Annotated in this window: 19 protein-coding genes and 1 tRNA gene; 10 read left to right on the top strand and 10 right to left on the bottom strand. The window is 35.4% G+C overall.

Annotation, left to right across the window (positions count from 1 at the left end):
• Positions 1 to 44: 44 nt before the first annotated feature.
• Complete coding sequence (ubiE, locus tag HF196_RS05145; RefSeq protein WP_168456305.1) at positions 45 to 743, top strand: bifunctional demethylmenaquinone methyltransferase/2-methoxy-6-polyprenyl-1,4-benzoquinol methylase UbiE; 699 nt, start codon at positions 45 to 47, stop codon at positions 741 to 743.
• Positions 740 to 1861, top strand: coding sequence for an FtsW/RodA/SpoVE family cell cycle protein (locus HF196_RS05140; protein ID WP_168456107.1), 1122 nt, complete (start codon positions 740 to 742; stop codon positions 1859 to 1861). The genes ubiE and HF196_RS05140 overlap by 4 nt, the downstream gene beginning before the upstream one ends.
• Positions 1862 to 1871: 10 nt before the next feature.
• Here HF196_RS05140 and HF196_RS05135 read toward each other — a convergent pair whose 3' ends face one another.
• Complete coding sequence (locus HF196_RS05135) at positions 1872 to 2762, bottom strand: Rpn family recombination-promoting nuclease/putative transposase (protein WP_168456106.1); 891 nt, start codon at positions 2760 to 2762, stop codon at positions 1872 to 1874.
• A gap of 254 nt (positions 2763 to 3016) precedes the next feature.
• A tRNA-Arg gene (locus tag HF196_RS05130) sits at positions 3017 to 3094 on the bottom strand.
• A gap of 168 nt (positions 3095 to 3262) precedes the next feature.
• Between HF196_RS05130 and HF196_RS05125 the strand changes: the two genes are divergently transcribed.
• The 5 genes from HF196_RS05125 to HF196_RS05105 all read left to right on the top strand — a co-directional run bounded on the left by HF196_RS05125 (position 3263) and on the right by HF196_RS05105 (position 5527).
• Positions 3263 to 3565 carry a TrbC/VirB2 family protein gene (locus HF196_RS05125; protein ID WP_168456105.1) on the top strand — a complete coding sequence of 101 codons (303 nt, stop codon included), beginning with the start codon at positions 3263 to 3265 and terminating at the stop codon, positions 3563 to 3565.
• Between the two features lie 119 nt (positions 3566 to 3684).
• Complete coding sequence (locus HF196_RS05120; protein ID WP_168456304.1) at positions 3685 to 4059, top strand: TrbC/VirB2 family protein; 375 nt, start codon at positions 3685 to 3687, stop codon at positions 4057 to 4059.
• Positions 4060 to 4217: 158 nt separating this feature from the next.
• On the top strand, positions 4218 to 4526 hold the full coding sequence (locus HF196_RS05115) for a TrbC/VirB2 family protein (protein WP_168456104.1): 309 nt from the start codon (positions 4218 to 4220) through the stop codon (positions 4524 to 4526).
• A gap of 175 nt (positions 4527 to 4701) precedes the next feature.
• On the top strand, positions 4702 to 5013 hold the full coding sequence (locus tag HF196_RS05110) for a TrbC/VirB2 family protein (protein WP_168456103.1): 312 nt from the start codon (positions 4702 to 4704) through the stop codon (positions 5011 to 5013).
• Between the two features lie 175 nt (positions 5014 to 5188).
• Positions 5189 to 5527 (top strand): TrbC/VirB2 family protein, encoded by a 339-nt coding sequence (locus HF196_RS05105; protein ID WP_168456102.1) that lies wholly within the window; start codon positions 5189 to 5191, stop codon positions 5525 to 5527.
• Positions 5528 to 5555: 28 nt separating this feature from the next.
• On the opposite strand, the gene HF196_RS05100 is transcribed toward HF196_RS05105, so the two are convergent.
• The 3 genes from HF196_RS05100 to HF196_RS05090 all read right to left on the bottom strand — a co-directional run bounded on the left by HF196_RS05100 (position 5556) and on the right by HF196_RS05090 (position 9804).
• Complete coding sequence (locus HF196_RS05100) at positions 5556 to 6401, bottom strand: ParB/RepB/Spo0J family partition protein (protein ID WP_168456101.1); 846 nt, start codon at positions 6399 to 6401, stop codon at positions 5556 to 5558.
• Position 6402: 1 nt separating this feature from the next.
• Positions 6403 to 7242 carry a ParA family protein gene (locus tag HF196_RS05095; RefSeq protein ID WP_168456100.1) on the bottom strand — a complete coding sequence of 280 codons (840 nt, stop codon included), beginning with the start codon at positions 7240 to 7242 and terminating at the stop codon, positions 6403 to 6405.
• An 87-nt stretch (positions 7243 to 7329) separates the two neighbouring features.
• Complete coding sequence (locus tag HF196_RS05090) at positions 7330 to 9804, bottom strand: ATP-binding protein (protein WP_168456099.1); 2475 nt, start codon at positions 9802 to 9804, stop codon at positions 7330 to 7332.
• A 107-nt stretch (positions 9805 to 9911) separates the two neighbouring features.
• On the opposite strand from HF196_RS05090, the gene hemF reads away from it, so the two are divergent.
• Positions 9912 to 10736, top strand: a complete 825-nt coding sequence (gene hemF / locus HF196_RS05085; RefSeq protein WP_168456098.1) for an oxygen-dependent coproporphyrinogen oxidase — start codon at positions 9912 to 9914, stop codon at positions 10734 to 10736.
• A gap of 202 nt (positions 10737 to 10938) precedes the next feature.
• Positions 10939 to 12234, top strand: a complete 1296-nt coding sequence (locus tag HF196_RS05080) for a Na+/H+ antiporter NhaC family protein (protein ID WP_168456097.1) — start codon at positions 10939 to 10941, stop codon at positions 12232 to 12234.
• A gap of 28 nt (positions 12235 to 12262) precedes the next feature.
• On the opposite strand, the gene HF196_RS05075 is transcribed toward HF196_RS05080, so the two are convergent.
• From HF196_RS05075 to HF196_RS05055, 5 genes are all read right to left on the bottom strand, one after another.
• Positions 12263 to 12421 (bottom strand): hypothetical protein, encoded by a 159-nt coding sequence (locus tag HF196_RS05075; protein ID WP_168456096.1) that lies wholly within the window; start codon positions 12419 to 12421, stop codon positions 12263 to 12265.
• Positions 12387 to 13112: an ankyrin repeat domain-containing protein gene (locus HF196_RS05070; RefSeq protein ID WP_168456095.1), complete on the bottom strand. Its 726-nt coding sequence runs from the start codon at positions 13110 to 13112 to the stop codon at positions 12387 to 12389. The genes HF196_RS05075 and HF196_RS05070 overlap by 35 nt, the downstream gene beginning before the upstream one ends.
• 55 nt (positions 13113 to 13167) lie before the next feature.
• A complete protein-coding gene (argS, locus tag HF196_RS05065; RefSeq protein WP_168456094.1) occupies positions 13168 to 14874 on the bottom strand; it encodes an arginine--tRNA ligase in 1707 nt (568 codons plus the stop codon).
• Between the two features lie 195 nt (positions 14875 to 15069).
• Positions 15070 to 15741: a hypothetical protein gene (locus HF196_RS05060; protein WP_168456093.1), complete on the bottom strand. Its 672-nt coding sequence runs from the start codon at positions 15739 to 15741 to the stop codon at positions 15070 to 15072.
• A 791-nt stretch (positions 15742 to 16532) separates the two neighbouring features.
• Complete coding sequence (locus HF196_RS05055; RefSeq protein WP_168456092.1) at positions 16533 to 18239, bottom strand: ABC transporter ATP-binding protein; 1707 nt, start codon at positions 18237 to 18239, stop codon at positions 16533 to 16535.
• Between the two features lie 199 nt (positions 18240 to 18438).
• On the opposite strand from HF196_RS05055, the gene HF196_RS05050 reads away from it, so the two are divergent.
• Positions 18439 to 19332 carry an Rpn family recombination-promoting nuclease/putative transposase gene (locus HF196_RS05050; protein WP_168456091.1) on the top strand — a complete coding sequence of 298 codons (894 nt, stop codon included), beginning with the start codon at positions 18439 to 18441 and terminating at the stop codon, positions 19330 to 19332.
• The last annotated feature ends 103 nt before the right edge of the window (positions 19333 to 19435 follow it).

Raw genomic sequence — 19435 nt, 5'->3', positions numbered from 1 at the left:
TCATAGAATTATCGTATAGTGTAATGGTTGATATAATAGATAGCATGGATAAGTCACAGTTGGTCAAAGAGGTTTTCGATTCGGTAGCAAGTCGCTATGACATAATGAATGATATAATGAGCCTTGGAATGCACAGGCTTTGGAAGGATAAGATGGTAGATAGTGTGCATTTTACAAAAAACTCTAAGGTCCTGGATGTTGCTGGAGGAACCGGGGATATAGCAATAAGAATAGCGAAAAGAGAACCAAGTGCTCAAATCACAGTATGCGATATAAATCAAAACATGCTAAGCAGAGGACGTGATAGAGCTATAAATTCAAATCAGCTCAACTTCAATTGGGTGTGTGCAAATGCAGAAAGTTTACCATTTGAAGACTCCAACTTTGATTATTGTACAATAGCTTTTGGTATTCGAAACTTTTCTAACCGCAAAAAGGCTTTAAGTGAGGTGTATAGGGTATTGAAATCAAGCGGGAAATTTGTCTGCTTGGAATTTGCACCTATGCACTACCAAAATGAGATGTTTACCAAATTTTATGACTTATATTCATTTAAAATAATCCCCAAAATCGGCAGCATCATTGCTAAAGACAAGAATTCTTATGAATATTTAGTGAAAAGCATCAGAGAATTTCCAACTCAAGCTGAGTTTAAAGTGGAAATTGAAGAGGCAGGCTTTCAGAATGTTGAGTTTCATAATATAAGCTATGGGGTAGTAGCATTACACATCGGAACAAAATGAATATCAAACTCTGGTATAGAACACTTGACTACTACCTCATCGTTCCAGTAATTTTTTTACTTGCTATAAGCTTTGTTCTTGTCCATTCAGCGAGTCCTGTAATTGCACAGCGTCTTTCTTTACCACAAGATTATTTTATACGACGTCATATAATTTATATAATTCTGTCGCTGGTTACCTTAATAACATTCTCTTTTCTCAATGTAAAAACCATATTTAACCTCTCATTTGCGGGTTTTACTCTATTTATTATTCTCATGGTAGCTGTGATAATACTTGGTATGGAAGCAAAAGGGGCGAAACGATGGTTACATATTTTCAAAATTTCAATTCAACCATCCGAATTCATGAGGCCGTTTTTTTCTGTTGTCATAGCTAGTATCTTAGCTAGCAGAATGAAGTTTAGAGTGCATATATCAATTGTAGTATTTCTACTAATTTTTGCATTATTACTTTTGCAACCTGATTTTAGTATGTCCATGCTTCTGACATATTCTTTTGTTAGTCAAATGCTCATCGCATGCATACCACTTTTATACTTTCTGTGTATTGCAGGAATAGTCACAACTGGAATCACGACAGCTTACTTATGTTTTCCCCATATAAAACAAAGGGTTTACAATTTTCTCTTCTTTACGCAGCGCGATAACTTTCAAGTTACAAAATCATTAGAAGCATTTAAAAGGGGCCAATTAACTGGAGTTGGGCCTGGTGAAGGTAGCGTAAAAACTTTTCTTCCTGATTGTCATACGGATTTTGTGTTTTCTGTTTTGGCAGAAGAATTTGGTTTGATTATGTGCTTAGCCACATTAATGTTATTTGGTGTCATCTCAGCCCGCTTATTTTACGTTGCATACAGGGAAAGTGAATTATCTAATTTGTTGACGATTCTTGGCATTTCAATGCAATTTATCACACAGTTTATAATAAACATAGGGGTAACGCTGAGCATTTTTCCCACCACCGGTATCACTTTGCCGCTGCTCAGTTATGGTGGTTCCTCTCTTTTATCTTCAAGCATTGCAATTGGTATAATGCTGTCTTTTAGTAGAAATCAGGCCATCGCATTAAACATCCGTGAGCGTATCGCACTTGGAAGGTATATCATAAACCAATAGCCTAACGCTATTAGTTTCCTAACCTCTGAATTTCATCTACAGAAAGACCTGTAGACTCAGCTATTAAGTCCACAGATACGCCAGATTTAAGTAGGTTTTTAGCCACTGCGATTTTAGCTTTCATTTCACCTTTTTCTTCGCCGATTTGGATGCCTTCTTCCCTACCTTTTTCTTGAGCAGTCTCAAGTTTGTATTCAAGGATAGCTTCCTCTTTGTAAAGATCCATTATTCTTTCTTCATATGCCGTTAGATCTTTTTCATTCCAGTTAAACCTGTCTAATTCATCATATGCTCTCTTTATTATAGGCGCTTCTCTTGCAATCTTCTTTAGATCTTTTTCAGTGGTTTCTTCTGCATGCTTGAAAAAGTAACACCAGCGTTCTACTATGCTTGTTAATTGCTCTACTTTATTTTTAGGAAATTTAGGTAGTTCAATAAACACAAATTGAAAATCTTGTAAGTCATGCTCATTAGTCTTCTCATCTCTGATGGTGTGGCTAGATATGTAATTGGACTTATCAGGAAATAAAACACAATTTGAAATCGCAATAAAGAAGATCTTCTGTAAATTAGCGTACTTACCAACTTGCCTTGAGTAAGCTTTAGCAGCATAATATTGAGCGCGTTTTTCGAAACCTTTATCACGAGTAAGCTGCATTTCAACCACAAATCTGTTGCCAACAGAATCCTGACAGAGAACATCAACTATACTTTGTCTCTCAGAGGCAATTTCAGGGTTCAAAATGGTGCTGATAAATTCTATTTCTTGTATAGTATTAACTTCAGTACACCCTAGAATATCATTTAAAAAATGGATAAGGATTTTCTTATTTTTTTCAGTACCAAAGATTTTCTTGAAGGTTAGGTCCAATTTTGGATCGAGAAATTTAGAAAAAGCCATAACAAGTGAACTTAAAAAGTATTAAAAATTATACACAATTATGAGAAAATATTCAACCTTTTTACATATCAAGTCCTTAGTTTTTTAAACTTTAGGCAGATAATTTATACTATCTACTTCATGTAAGAGGTTCAAGTTGCAGTGCTGTTGAGCTAACCATCAATCCATATTTGCACGTATAGGTGGTTAAAACAAGCTCTGCAGCAAATTTTGTACTATATTAAAATTAGCATACGAAGAGAACCAAAAAAAAGTGGTGCACCCTGAGCGACTTGAACGCCCGACCTTTTGATCCGTAGTCAAATGCTCTAATCCAACTGAGCTAAGGGTGCCTTTATATAAAATGAATTTTAACAGGTTTCGTAGTTTGATTCAATCAGTTTGGCTGAAAATAAAATAGACTACAAAGCTGAATTGATGATATGACAAATTTACTAATATTCTTAACTCAAATTTAATAAATGCAATGGAAAATCTAGCATAAAATTATTGGAGTCATAGTGAAAAAATTTCTTGTATTTATAACTTTAATTCTCTTTTTTGCATTTGATGCAAATGCTGCTAAGCAAAATAAAATAGGTGATGAAACATCAGAAGTGATGTGCAGCATAGTAAAATATACCCAAAGCATAGGTGGATCGATGATTACAGCAGTAATAATAGGCGCAGCTTTGCTTGCAATATTTGGTAGAATGCCGTGGCCAGCACTCTTTGCACTAGGTGCATTTACTGCTGTGTTCTTTGGTGCACCTAAGATTGTAACAGCAATAGCACCGGGTACAGTACAGGCATGCATCCCGTAGAAAAAAATATAAGTTTCATGAGCTAAAGAGCCTCAATTTAGGTAAGTGATACTTCTTGTATCATTTACTTAAATTTAATTAAAGCAGAGTAACATACAGCAAAAATTATTGGAGGCATGATGAAAAATTTTCTTCTACTTGTGGCTTTGGTTCTTTCCTTTGCGTTTGACGCAAATGCTGCTATTGATACCACAAAAGATGCAACAGCAGCAGTAATATGCAATATCATACACTATACTAAAACATTAGGTGGACCAATGATCACGATAGTGATAATTGGTGCAGCTTTGCTTGCGATATTTGGCAGAATGCCATGGCCAGCACTCTTTGCGCTGGGAGCATTTACTGCTGTATTTTTTGGTGCTCCCGCGGTTGTAAGTGCACTGATGGGTGGAAACGACAAACTATGTCCTGGCAAACAGACAGTAATTGATGGCTCAAGTGGTGGTGGTACAGCCAGTAAGCCAGCTGAGAAGCCAGCTAGTGGACCATAGTACAGAAGGAGAGATCCTACTAGTGAAATTTATTGTTTGATACACTTAACAGATGTTCGAGTTTTCAAAAAAGTTTTAAGTAAATGATACTTATTGCATTATTTACTTAAATTTAATCAAAGCAGGGTAGGATAAAATATGAAATTATTGGAGGCGTGATGAAAAAGTTTTTTCTACTTATGGCTTTAGTTCTCTCCTTTGCATTTGACGCAAGTGCGGATGATACAACAACAAAGGTAATATGCAATATAATAAACTATACTAAAACATTAGGCGGACCAATGATTACGATAGTAATAATAGGTGCAGCTTTGCTTGCGATATTTGGCAGAATGCCATGGCCAGCACTCTTTGCACTAGGGGCATTTACTGCTGTGTTCTTTGGTGCTCCTGCAGTCGTAAATGCGTTAATGGGTACAAGTGGAGAGATATGTCCTGCAGACAGTCAAGCGATTAGTAATGACTAGTTAGTACAGAAGCAGGATATTGTTTATGCTGCTAATAAAGCTTGGCTTGGTGATCGGTACACTTAATAGATGTTGAAGCCTCAAAAAAGTTTTAAGTAAATGATGCTTATTGCATTATTTACTTAAATTTAATCAAAGTAAAGTAACATAAAAAATAAAAACTATTGGAGGCGTGATGAAAAATTTTCTTCTGCTTGTAGCTTTAGTTCTCTCCTTTGCATTTGATGCAAGTGCGGATGATACAAAAGATAATACAGAAAAGGTAATATGCAACATAATAAGCTACACTAAAACATTAGGCGGACCAATGATCACGATAGTGATAATAGGCGCAGCTTTGCTTGCTATATTTGGCAGAATGCCATGGCCAGCACTCTTTGCACTGGGGGCATTTACTGCTGTGTTCTTTGGTGCCCCTGCAGTTGTAAATGCATTAATGGGTGAGGATAAAAAGATATGTGTTGACGGCAAGCAAGCAATTAAATGACTAGTGTACAGAAGCAGGATATTGTTTATGTTGCTAATAAAGCTTGGCTTGGTGATCGGTGTACTTAATAGGTGTTGAAGCCTCAAAAAAGTTTTAAGTAAATGATACAAAATATCATTTACTTAAATTTAATCAAAGTAAAGTAACATAAAAAACAAAAACTATTGGAGGCGTGATGAAAAATTTTCTTTTGCTTGTAGCTTTAGTTCTCTCCTTTGCATTTGATGCAAATGCTGATGCAACAACAAAGACAATATGTAACATAATAAACTATACTAAGACGCTAGGTGGACCAATGATCACGATAGTGATAATAGGTGCAGCATTACTTGCGATATTTGGCAAAATGCCGTGGCCGGCACTTTTTGCACTCGGAGCATTTACTGCTGTGTTTTTTGGTGCTCCCGCAGTTGTAAAGGCAATAACAGGAAAAGAGACGACTTGCACTCAAGAAGGATGTACTGCGAATAAAGGAACTTGGGATCCAGCTAATAAAGAATGTAACTTTACTTAAAAGTGGCAAACTTAGCCACTTTTAGTATTTACGATTCCCTATTCAAAACTTTCAATATTAAGTTGAGCTCATCTGGGTTATTGTACCGTATCATAACTTTACCCTTAGAATTGTTATCATTAATTTTGATCTTTAACCCAAGTTGAGAAGATATGGTATTTTCTATCGCTGCCATATCTCGATTTTTAGTGTGTTTCTGCTCTTTTTGATCATTGCTGTGATGCAAGTCTCTTATCAACTTTTCCGTTTGTCTAACGCTTAAACCCTGGGAAATTATCTTTTCTGCGATACTTTCTGCATTTTCAACATTAATGAGCGCCCTTGCGTGGCCCATAGACAACTTTTTTTCATTAATCATTTTTTTTACACTGTCAGGGAGCAACAGCATTCGGGTCATATTGGTTATGTGACTGCGGCTTTTACCCAAAGTTGAGGCTAATTTTTCATGTGTATAAGAAAATTCATCTATTAGTTTTTTGTATGCTTCCCCTTCTTCTATCGGATTAATATCTTGTCTCTGTATGTTTTCAATGATGGATACCTCGAGGCATTCCCTGTCACTTAAATCTTTTATAATAACTGGTACACTATCGAGATCTGCAATCTTCCCTGCTCGCCAACGACGTTCTCCAGCTATTATCTCGTAGCCATCATTATTTGAACCCTTGCGTGCTACGATAGGCTGTATAATGCCATTTTTCTCTATGGAACTTGCCAGCTCTTTCAGCGATTCTTCATCAAAGTGCTTCCTGGGCTGAAATTTGCTTGGGTGCAACAGTGAAATAGGTAAATACTCTTGCCGATTTTCTTTGTTATCATAATTATCACCTATAAGACCAGCAAGGCCTCTGCCTAAGCGTCTGTCATCCCTCATACTATACACCCTCACTCACTAGCTTTTTCTCCTTACAGCTACTTGCATGCTTCTTCAAAATCTCCTTGGCTAAACTTATATATGCTTGTGCACCGGGACATTTAAGATCGTATACGATAGCAGGCTTTCCATGAGAAGGTGCTTCCGATAGTCTGACATTACGTGGAATGATGGTTTCATATAATGGGATAATAGTCTTATACACCTTGTCATTTAAATACTGACAAATATCATTTTTTATCTGTTCGCTGAGTTTGTTACGTTTATCGTACATTGTAAGTAATATTCCCTCTATCACCAAAAAAGGGTTTAAGTTATTTCTTTTTATCAACTCTACAGTTTTAACTAGATGACTTAATCCTTCCAGAGCAAAAAACTCACACTGGAGAGGAACAATAATAGAGTTAGCAGCAGTCAAAGCATTGATAGTGAGCAAACCAAGTGACGGAGGACAATCAATAATTATATACTCATAATTGTCGCGTATTTTTTCTAATGTGCTCTTCAATACAAATTTTCCCCGTTCAAGTTGTGATAATTCAATTTCCGCAGCCGATAAATCAACTACCGACGAAATTAGCGACAGATTTGGAATTTCCCTTATATTGAAGATTGCTGACTCTATCAGTGTGTTTTCATTACCTAATAGTATTTTATATATATTTTTTTCTTCTCTACTACGATAAGAAACCCCAAGCCCGGTACTAGCATTTCCTTGAGGGTCAAGATCTACTAATAAAGTATTTTTTCCTACAGCAGCAAAGGCTGTCGATAAATTTATACTGGTTGTAGTTTTACCAACCCCACCCTTTTGATTTACTATTGCAATAACCTTGCTCACGCTCTTTATCTTATGTGTAAAATAACTCTATTGTATATATGCTAGAAACTTTTGCATTAGAAAACTTTTTTATCATCTAAAATTAAACTATTTTTTTGCCTTGTGTAGTACACTTTCAACTTTATTCCCCAATTCACTTAGAGTGAATGGTTTTGGTAAAAAATGAAAATCTTCTATATTAATGCTGTCGTTTTTCAGAAATGCATCCTCTGCATACCCGGAAATAAAAATGACATTGATATCTGGCCTGTGAATCAAGGCTTCTTTGACTATCTCCGGACCACTAACTTCTGGCATTATCACATCAGTGATTATGAGATCTATATGTCGGCTTTTTTTACTTATTATTTCCAGCGCCTGATTGCCCATGCTAGCTTCTATTACATCAAATCCTTTTCTTTGTAATGCCTTAGTAGTAAATTCCCTTACTGAATCTTCATCTTCAATTAATAAAATCGTACCATTACTTTTAACTTCATTTACTATAGGTTTTTCTATTTCTTCGGTGTCTTCCTCTATATTATTTTCATCCGATATGTAAACCATAGGCAAAAATATGCTAAATTTAGTTCCACTGGTCACTTTACTAGAAACATAAATATACCCTTCAGTTTGCTTAATAATACCATATACAGTAGAGAGGCCAAGGCCTGTACCAGAAGTAATGTCTTTAGTAGAAAAGAATGGGTCAAATGCCTTTTGAATTGTATCGCTTGTCATTCCACATCCTGTATCAATTACTTCAATTACAACATAATTTCCATGTTCAATTGCCTCCTTGTCTGGAGAAAACATATTCTTAGGTGTAGAATTTAGTGAATCAATCTTTTTATTAAAAGTGCGTATAGTGAGTTCTCCCCCTTTTTCCATGGCAGCACTAGCATTGACTACTAGGTTAAAAATAACTTGTTCTAGTTGCCCTTGATCAGCCTTAACCATGCCTAAATCTCTACCATAATAGGCAGTAAATTTTATATTCTCACCTATCAACCTTTTTATCATTTCGTAAAGGTTGGCTATCGTACTATTTACATCGATAATTCTTGGCTGCATAGTCTGCCTTCTTGAAAAGGCAAGCAACTGCTTTACTAAATTTGACCCACGTTTTGCATTTTGCTGTATTTGTATTATATCTCCAAAAGATGGATCACCAGCTGAGTGCCGAAGTCTCAGCAAATCACAAAATCCTATTATCCCAGTCAATATATTATTGAAGTCATGTGCAATACCACCTGCCAACTGTCCTATAGCCTGCATTTTTTGGTAGTGTTCAAGCTTTATTTCCAGGTTTTTATGCTCAGTGTTGTCAACAAAATAGCAAAGTATAAACATCATTCTATTATGAAGAAACTTATTGAAATATATCTTCATATTATCGTTATTGCTGAGCTGCACATCAAAAGATGCGTTATTTATCCTGTTACTCGAAAAATATTCGCGTATTTTAATATGATAGTCATCCGATATTAATTTAAAGATTGAATTGTTATCTGGACCTGCAAGTTTTATTAGTGCTGTATTTTTCTTTATGAAGTTGCCACTTGAATCACACTGTGCAACAGCAATTGGTGAATTTGTAAAACATGGGTGCAGTTGGTAATCAGTTATGTTTGACTCAACTGGTGTAACAAAGCCATATATATAGTTATGATTATGTTTATCACAAAACATAGCAGTGTTCATATGAGCCTTAAATGGAACACCACTTACAGTACAAAACAAAATTTCATTGCCAGTTGCTGCATTGCTATGATTAGATTGGAATATAAAATCATTAATTGAGCTACCTTTTTCGAGTCTTTTCAATTCGAATATGTCTAAAAACCTTCTATTTGCAGATAGAATCACCCCTTTAGTATTGGCAATGTAAGTTCCTATATTGTGCTTTTCTATTAATTCTTCGTACACTTGCTCTTTATTCATTTGTGTTGCTTTTAGCACAAAATACCCATGCGGCCTTGCTATTGGCGCTAATGATAAGTTAAAAATCTTATTACTATCCAGGACAACTTGGGGATTATCTGGTATTGGGTCAAAAAGCAAGAAAAAATTGAATGTTCTATTTTTCTTGCTTAAAGTGATGCGTACCTGTACAGAAGAGCTGTTTTTTAGCGCATTATGTAATGCCTTTTTGTCTTTCTCTGAAATATCTCCTGCTTCGAGAATCTTGTCTAATGTAACGTCATTATCTATGTGATCTTTGAACCTTTCATAGAATCTTGCATCAGCATAAACAATGCCCTTGTCTTTGTGCAAAATAAGGCAGAATTCTGTATTATGATTCAGCGCATTTGCAAATATTGCATTTTGAAATTCTATACTATTAAGTAGGTACCTATGACGTTTCACATTATATGCCATAAAGAAAGTCATTAGTGTACCAACCAATAAATTGGCCCCTATATTAATATGCCAGTCATACATATCAAAGAAGTAGAGTGCTGATATTCCTATTGGGGGTAAGGACATAATAATTGCTATAAGGATAATTGACATTCCATGGTTTCTTAATATGAAGTCAACCCTGTTTTCTTTCTTGCTATCTATGTACCTTTTACTCATTTTTGCGTATAAAAATGATTTATTGTATTTATTTAATTATTATAGATTCATTAACATCTTTGATATGTAATTACCATTAAAATTTTATTGAATATTGGCAAAACATTATGAATGAACAAAAAACACAAGCTTTTGAGTGGTTCTGCGCACTAAGAGACGAAATTGTGGAATCTTTTGTGTTGATCGAAAGACAGTTACTCACAGACCCAAAGATTGAAAAAAGACGATGGGATCGTTCAGGTGGCGGAGGTGGTGAATCTACAATCATTTACGGTAACGTTTTTGAAAAAGTAGGAGTAAACGTTTCAAAAGTACATGGAAAATTTGCAGATTCAATTATAAATGAAATTCCTGGTGCCAATGAAAGCAATGGAAAGTTTTGGGCAAGTGGCATATCTTTAGTATCTCACATGCAATCGCCCCTTATTCCTGCAGCACATATGAACACAAGGCTAATGTACACGTCGGAGCAGTGGTTTGGTGGTGGAATGGACTTTACTCCAACATATAAAAACGAAGAAGATTATAAGTATGTTCACGAGTCAATTAAGAAAACATGTGATAAGTTTGATGCTGGATATTATCCAAAATTCAAAGAGCAGTGTGACAATTACTTCTTCTTAAAACACAGAAAAGAACCGCGTGGCATTGGTGGAATTTTTTATGATAATCTTAATTCTAGTAATTGGAAAAGTGATTTCGAATTTACAAAAACAGTAGGCAAAGCTTTTTTAGAAATTTATTTGCATATCATACACCAACACATGCAAAAACCTTGGACAACAGAGCAGCGAGAAGCCCAATTAATAAAACGTGGCAGATATGTAGAATTTAATCTGCTCTATGATCGTGGTACAAGGTTTGGTTTAATGACAGATGGTAATCCAGATGCAATTATGATGTCGATGCCACCTCTCGTTAAGTGGGTGTAGGAAAGCTTTGTTGCACTGCTATTTATGCAGGACTCACTAGAGTTAGGATTACAAACAACTTTGTGGAAGAATCAACGTATCTTCTCGCACATACATAACGTTGAAGGTTAAAATCCCACTCTTGCCTTCCGTAGAACTAGTGAAACCAGGCTTGCTTAAAACCACTTAATTAGGTATAGTGTGAACTTTCAATTGTAATAAAATGATTGCTTTTATTCCCCTAGTTATCTTTTTAACCTTATATCTTGGAAGTGGTACTTATTTTTCTTTTATCGGAATTGACAATCCACTTCGTCAAGTTTCACCAGTCATTTGCTTATTGCCAGCATTGTTTTTTGCTGTTGCGCGCAACACAAATAAAGTTCAACGGAATATTGATACTGTTATTGAGGGTATGGGTGACAAAAATACCCTTACTATGTGCTTAATTTTCTTATTTTCTGGGGCATTTTCTTCTGTTACTCAATCAATTGGTGGTGCAGACACTGTTGCTAATCTAATTCTCAAATTCCTTCCAGCAAGATTATTGTTGTCTGGGATATTTTTGGCTTCTGCTTTTATTTCAACTGCAATTGGCACATCCATGGGAGTTGTTGCACTGATGGTACCAATTGCTGTCAACCTAGCAAAAAGTGGAGCTTTTGGTCTTGAGATAGGTGCTGCAACTGTGGTTGGGGGTGCTGTATTTGGTGACAACCTCTCAATGATATCCGATACCACTATTGCATCTGTTTCCTCACAAGAAGCTACAATAAAGGATAAACTTAAAATCAACTCTAAGGTAGCATTCGTTGCCAGTATTATAACGCTTATCTATTTAGCAATCACTGCAGGTAGTACAGAAGTTGCTGCTATATCAAACTTAGATTATTTATCAGTAATAAAAGTCATTCCTTATATTTCTTTAATAATTATGGGTCTATGTGAAGTTAATACTTTGATAACGATAACTGTAAATATTATCATTGCTGGTGTACTAGGAATGACTTTTTTTGACTATGCTATCATTCAATTCTCTCATGACATATATAATGGCTTTAAGAAAGTAAATGAAATAGTGATCTTTGCCCTATTTATTGGTGGGCTAAGCCATATAATGTACAAACAAGGTCAAAAAGCATTACATAAACTCATCGATGAAAGTAGTATCACAAAAACTAAAGCTGAGTTTGTGATAGCGGGAATAGCATCCATGTTTACTATCTTAGTTGCCAATAATACCATTGCTATTTTACTAAGTGGTGGCATTGCAAAAAGGCTTGCAAAAAAGCATGATATTGCACCATACCGTAGTGCATACTTATTAGATGTTTTTGCTTGTGCTACAAAAGGTGTTTTGCCTTATGGTTCTCAACTACTGCTAGCAGGCAGCATTGCTTCTGTATCACCTATTTCTTTATTAACACAGGTATATTACTGCTTTATTCTAGCAGCAGTTGCAGTAGGTGAGGTAGTTGTCAATAGCAGAAAAAAGAAACATTGCACAGCTACAATTTAACGCACAAGCGTTTATGCGTAACTTAATGCTATACTTTCCGCTCATTTCCGGCAACTTGTTCAACACTAGGCTCTGATAGCATATATGTAATACTACCAACTGTCAGTGCTGCCACCGTAACTGCAGCAATTGCTATTAATATAGATGTTAACTCAACTGCAACCGTCCCGGTTGCGAAAAGTGCCACTGCAACAGCAGTGCTTAATAATGCAGTTAGCAATAAAACTTCTTGTAGTTGCTTGTTGCTTCAGTTGTTTTTCTTCTGCTTCTTTTAGAAGATTCTCTATATCATTCGCAGCTAAGTCTATTGGGATACTATATTCATCTTCTAACAAATCTCCTGGAGTTATACCAGATTCATTCTTTAATAAGTCTCTTGGAGTTCTGCCATGTTTATCCTTTAATAAAGAGTCCGCTCCATTTGCTAGTAGAGCTTTTACTACTTCTATATGGCCCAAAATAGCAGCATCATGTAAAGGGGTATTTCCATCTTTAGCTATTGCATTAACATTTGCCTTTCTTTCTACTAGAGTACTTACTATCTCTACTTGACCATTTTTAGCAGCTAAATGTAAAGGAGTCCATCCCTCCTCAACTACTATGTTAACATCGATTCTTTTTACTTTTAACAAGGCTCTTACTATCTCTGTACGAGCATCTCTAGCAGCTAAATGTAATAATGTTTGACCATTTTCCCTATCTAAAAAAACAACTTGAAACAAGTAATTTACATCAAAACCAGCTCCTTTCCACTTTTTATACTCGTCTCCACCTTCTGCTTTTAATTTCTCTTTTATTTTTTCAATTATGTTATCCCCATTTAAATCTTTCTCTCTCTTAATCGCACTTAATATTTTCCACCACTGCTCATCTCTCATAGCTTTACCCCTGATTTCAATAATATTTGAATCATCATGTGTATAGCTAAAAAAGTCAACTCATCTCTTCCAAAGGCTCTATATTAAAGACAGAGAGTCCAGAAGCGATGACGTGTGCTAAGGCTTGGACGAGAAACATTCTTGCAGCAGTGAGGTTTAAATTGTCTTCCAGTATGAACCGCATGTTTAAGTCGTTTTTGCCATACCCCCACAGAGCGTGAAACGCTTCTGCAACTTCAAGTAAGTAGAAAGTAATTCTATGTGGCTCGTAAAGCCTTGCTGCAATTTCTACTACATCTGGCCACTTTGCTAAGGTTTTTATAAGGAAGAGCTCTCCATCTGTCTTTAGAAGTGAAAGGTCTGCACTTGGAAGCTCTTTTGGAGCATTACGCATTAGTGAATGAGCACGAGCGTGTGCATATTGTACATAAAAAACAGGGTTGTCTTTTGATTGTTCCTTCACTTTAGCAAAATCAAAGTCCAAAACCATATCATTTCTGCGTGTTAGCATTATAAAACGGGTAATGTCCTTGCCAACCTCTTCTACCACATCTCTTGCTGTGAGGAAATTTCCTGATCTTTTTGACATTTTAACAGGTTTGCCATTTTCGAAAAAATTCACAATGTTATGTAGTTTTACCTCTATTTTTGCTTGCTCATCACTCAGTGCAGAAACAACTGCTTTGAGCCTTTTTACATAACCACCATGGTCACTACCAAGCTCTACTATCATATTGTTAAAGCCACGTGATATCTTATCAAAATGATAAGCGATATCTGAGGCAAAATAAGTCCAACTACCGTCCTCTTTTTTCAGTGCACGATCAACATCATCACCAAATTTTGTCGAGCAAAACAACATCTCTTTTCTGGCAGTCCAATTTTTGCTCTCCTTGCCTTTCGGTTTTTCCAAATATCCTTCATACACTAAACCCTTATCAGACAACACCTTTATGCTTTCTTCGATTTTGCCACTTTTTTGTAGCTCATACTCTGAAGTGAAAACATCGTGACTTACTCCCAGCAAGTTCATATCTTCCCTGATAAGTTCTAAGATATAACCTAAAGTGTACTCTCTAATTACTTGATTATCTTGCTTTTGTAGAAGCTCCTCACCATATTTTTTAGCTAGCCCTTCCCCTATCGGTTTTAAATATTCACCTGGGTATAAACCTTTTTCAATGCTAATTTCTTCTCCCAGAGCTTCCCTGTATCGCAAATATACTGATCGAATTAGCGTATCTATCTGTGCTCCAGCATCATTGATGTAATACTCCTTAGTGACTTTATAACCAACTTTTTTCAGTAAATTTGCTAAGACATCACCAAACACTGCTCCTCTTGCATGACCGATATGCAGTGGGCCAGTTGGGTTTGCAGATACAAATTCAACATTGACAGCCTGGTTATTTCCAATGTTTAGAGTGCCAAACTCTGTTTTCAGCTCATTTATTTGTTTGAGGATCCCATGCCATACTTCTATTTTTAAGTGGATGTTGATAAAGCCTGGGCCTGCTATTTCTATTCTCTCAACTTCATCAAAAAGTTGAAATTCTCCTGCTAACATTCCTGCAATCTCAATAGGATTCTTCTTTTCATGCTTTGCGAGCACCATGGCAACATTTGTATAGACATCACCATGTGCTTTATTGCTTGGAGGTTCTACGATAAAATTTGCTGCACTTGTATTGATGATACCCCTTTGCTTTAGTTCATCTAACTTGCTCAAGATTAGCGAGGAGACCCGCTTAAAAATATTCATTAACTAGAAAAACTATGGAAACCTATAGGAGTATAGTGAATAAGTAAGACTAGTTAAAGGGTTATCTTGTGTCAAAATGATTCCTTTTCCGAAGAATTCAAGGAGAGCTTCAGTGTCTTGCCATTCATCTTCGTAAAAGAACTTGTTTTCTTGTAAAGATATTTTTCTGAATCAGAGAATCCAAAAAAAGTTTAGCTATATTAAATAATCCTCTTGATTAATGTAGCCAATAGTTTCATTCTGATCATTAATAACAACAGGAGAGTGGGAGGGTTTTTCTCCAATATTCTCAGGAATTTTTAGCTCTACTTCCTTATCAGAAGTCCATAGAACTTGATCTACTATTTTAGCGTATTTTTGACAATCTACATTATCCCCACAGTCTTTCATTGTGCCGTTAGGGTTTAAATATGGTTTTAATTCTACATAACCTATACCAGTATTATTACCATCTTTGTCTATCACCTTGTTATAGTAGTCAAGAATTACTAATGGTGATTCTAATCTTGCAACTATAGTTTTACCCGCACACTCTTCCAATTCTTTCTCTTTAAGGTCTAATATTAAATTAGGACACTTATCAGTTAAAAAGAAATTTCTACTGTATATATAATCATAGTAAGGTGCATCAGATGAGCAACAAACACTCGTTTTGTGGTTTAAAAACTCCTTTGGACACAACAAACCAGCATCTCCTTGCTTACCTTCCTTATTACACCACATGTTACTAGGTGCACCCCATGTAAAGTTTACGTTGCTTCCACATTTTATATTTTCCTTACACTTAAAAGTTATAACAAATTGTTCTGCATGGTACTGTTGCGTACTTCCCGTATACAAATGATCTACAATCTCTTTTTTGCTCATCAGGTCAGGAAGAAATTTCTCCAAAAGGTCTTTTGTAAACCACGCAGGTTTACCAATATGACTATTGCTTGCTGATTTATAATACCCAACATAACTTCCACAGTGGTTTGTATCTGCAGCGTGTTTTTCGGTTATGAATATACCTTCTACATTTTCATTGTGTGCTACGACCTTACTATCGTCACCTGTGTTATCTTGATCTTTACTATTTTTGTCTTTAGCTTCATCTCTAGTCTCATCTTTATCAAGTTCGCTTATACAAGCTCTTTTTTCTTTTTCTTCGCTTACTTCATTTTCTTGAACTTGTTTTACCTTTTCTTCAAGTTTTGCTCCTATTTCCTGATACTCAGTTATAACTTGATCGTCAATTGGGGTCTGGTCTTCATCTACACCTTCATCATCAAGTTCGCTTATACAAGCTCTCTTTTCTTTTTCTTCGCTTACTTCATTTTCTTGAACTTGTTTTACCTTTTCTTCAAGTTTTGCTCCTATTTCCTGATACTCAGTTATAGCTTGATCGTCAATGGAGTCTGGTCTTCATCTACACCTTCATCATCATAAGAGAATTTGTCGGTGTATAATTGTGTTAGGATAAAACAAGTTATGAAGGCAATGTAAATAATGCCGTGGAAAAAACCAAGGATCACAAGATTTCCTGATAACTATGGAATGATTATAAATTAAAATAGTTAAGAATTCAATAACTTTATCACGGATTTAGCATATCAATCTAATTTACGACAGCATAGTTTGATTTTTTTGATTGATATTATACTTCAATGGATTATTTACTATATTTTTGCTAATTTTGCATACAGTCCATTTTTGTTTAGTAGAGAGTCATGAGTTCCTACTTCTTCTATTTCTCCATGGTTGATTACTATAATCTTGTCGGTTTTGAGTGCAGTTGACAGCCTGTGTGTAATCATGATCGTTGTTCTATTTTTCATTAACTCATTAAGTGCTTTTTGTACAAGGTTCTCGCTTTTATAGTCAAGAGCTGAGGTTGCCTCATCCAATATTAGAATCTGAGGGTTTTTGAGTATAGCTCTCGCTATTATAATACGTTGTTTTTGTCCTTCAGACAATTTTAACCCTCTTTTTCCTACAAATGTGTCAAACTTATCGGGTAGCTTATCAATAAACTCCACTGCATAAGCGCTAATTGCTGCTTGTTTGACTTCCTCAGGCCCAGCACCTGGTTTGCCATACAGTATATTTTCCATTATTGAGCAGGAAAATATCATGTGGTCCTGCGGTACCAAACCAAATAATGACCTTAGGTTACTTAGTGCAATTGACTGAATATTGTGTCCATCAATGGTAATACTACCTTCATTTGGATCATGAAAACGAAGCAAAAGCTTTAAAATGGTGCTTTTACCGCTACCTGACGGCCCAACGATTGAGACAGATTGACCAGCTTCTATAGAAAATGATACATTGCTTAGCGCTGGTTTATTAGGGCAAGATTCGTAAAAAAATGTTACATCGTTAAACGCAATTTCTTTTTGAACACTATGAATTTTTATAGGATTACTGGTGTCTACTATGGAGCTTTTCGTGTTTTTAAATTCAAACAAACGCTCTACAATTCCAAGACCACGTTGTAAGTCACTGATATTATCGCTTAAATTATTTACAGCTCCTGCTGCAAGTGCTGAATAAAACACAAATGAAGAGAGCTCTCCAATAGTCATATTGTTGCCTAGAACTTCTCTAATGCCAAAAAAGAGCAAAACAACTAGCGAACCTATCACACATGAGATAACTAAAGTGACCAAAATAGCGCGCAAGAGTACTAACCTTATGTATGATTTTGATACTGAGTTTAAGTGTTCTTTAAAACGAATTTTCTCATTTTCTTCCAACACAAACGACTTGATGGTTACTATAGACCTAAAGTTTTCCTCACTAAGTGATGCAAGCTCACTTAATTTATCTTGAGCAAAGCGTGCATAATTGCGTACCTTTTTTCCAAGTGAAGTCATGATAATGAGTAGTATAGGTATTATTGCGGCTGCATATGCAGTTAGGTGTATATTTGTATATAATAGCATGGCAACACTACCAATCAGTATTACGAAATTTCGCAATATGGTGAGTAAGCTGCTATTTATTATCGATTGTAGCACAGAGGTATCAGTAATTAGCGCTGAGATAACATCTTGTACACCCGTATTCTCGAAAAAACTTGGTTGTAAATCGGTAATACTGCTATATAAGTCATACCTGATTCTTGCAATAACTTTCTCGCTACCAATTCCAATGAAATAAAGTCTAATAAATGCAGTGAGAGAAATAGCTAAAACTATAAATATAGTGACTACTAATTTAGTAGTAAAATTGTGCTCTGCTCCAGAGTCAATTATGCTGCTCAAACCTCTACCAAAAAGGAGAATCGTTAAAGCGGAAAGTAGAACTGCAATAAAAGCTATAATGAAATAATGTAGATTAGGTTTTATGTAGCAAAATAATTGCCTAATACTAGATCGCATTTTATTTCAAAGTTTCTAGGGTTAAGTATATAGATTTTAGTTTCAGGAGAAAGGGGAAAGGCATGCTATACAAAATTAAGATCTTAGAACGCTCTTACCATTGTCAGTTCAGAGAATTTCTTAGGGGCCAAAATGTAAAAAGGTTGAATCTTTCTACAGAATATTGTATAATTATTAATACTTTTTAAGTTCATTTGTTATGGCTTTTTCTAAATTTCTCGATCCAAAATTGGACTTAACCTTCAAGAAAATCTTTGGTACTGAAAAAAATAAGAAGATCCTTATCCATTTTTTAAATGATATTCTAGGGTGTACTGAAGTTAATACTATACAAGAAATAGAATTTATCAGCACCATTTTGAATCCTGAAATTGCCTCTGAGAGACAAAGTATAGTTGATGTTCTCTGTCAGGATTCTGTTGGCAACAGATTTGTGGTTGAAATGCAGCTTACTCGTGATAAAGGTTTCGAAAAACGCGCTCAATATTATGCTGCTAAAGCTTACTCAAGACAAGTTGGTAAGTATGCTAATTTACAGAAGATCTTCTTTATTGCAATTTCAAATTGTGTTTTATTTCCTGATAAGTCCAATTACATATCTAGCCATGCCATCAGAGATGAGAAGACTAATGAGCATGACTTACAAGATTTTCAATTTGTGTTTATTGAACTACCTAAATTTCCTAAAAATAAAGTAGAGCAATTAACAAGCATAGTAGAACGCTGGTGTTACTTTTTCAAGCATGCAGAAGAAACCACTGAAAAAGATCTAAAGAAGATTGCAAGAGAAGCGCCTATAATAAAGAGAGCATATGATGAATTAGACAGGTTTAACTGGAATGAAAAAGATCTAACGGCATATGAAGAAAGAATAATGGATCTTTACAAAGAGGAAGCTATCCTTGAATACAAACTTGAGACTGCTCAAGAAAAAGGTATAAAGAAAGGGAGAGAAGAAGGCATTGCGGAAGGGGAAAAACAGGCTAAAATTGCTGTAGTCAAAGAAATGCTTGCTGACAAAATGGATATCAGCATTATTGCCAAATTTACTGGACTACATATTAGTGAAATTGAGAAACTTCAAAAGGAGTGAAGTAAAGTGTGAAAACTTAGCTAACTCTTTTGCATCTTCGTTGTCAATTCTTACTCGTTTTAACTGAATCTTGTAATGCTTCCTAAAAAGCTTACGAGCCTGC

The organism is Wolbachia endosymbiont of Ctenocephalides felis wCfeJ (genome assembly GCF_012277315.1).
Taxonomy (GTDB): Bacteria; Pseudomonadota; Alphaproteobacteria; order Rickettsiales; family Anaplasmataceae; genus Wolbachia.
This window is presented reverse-complemented; position numbering and strand designations above follow the sequence as displayed.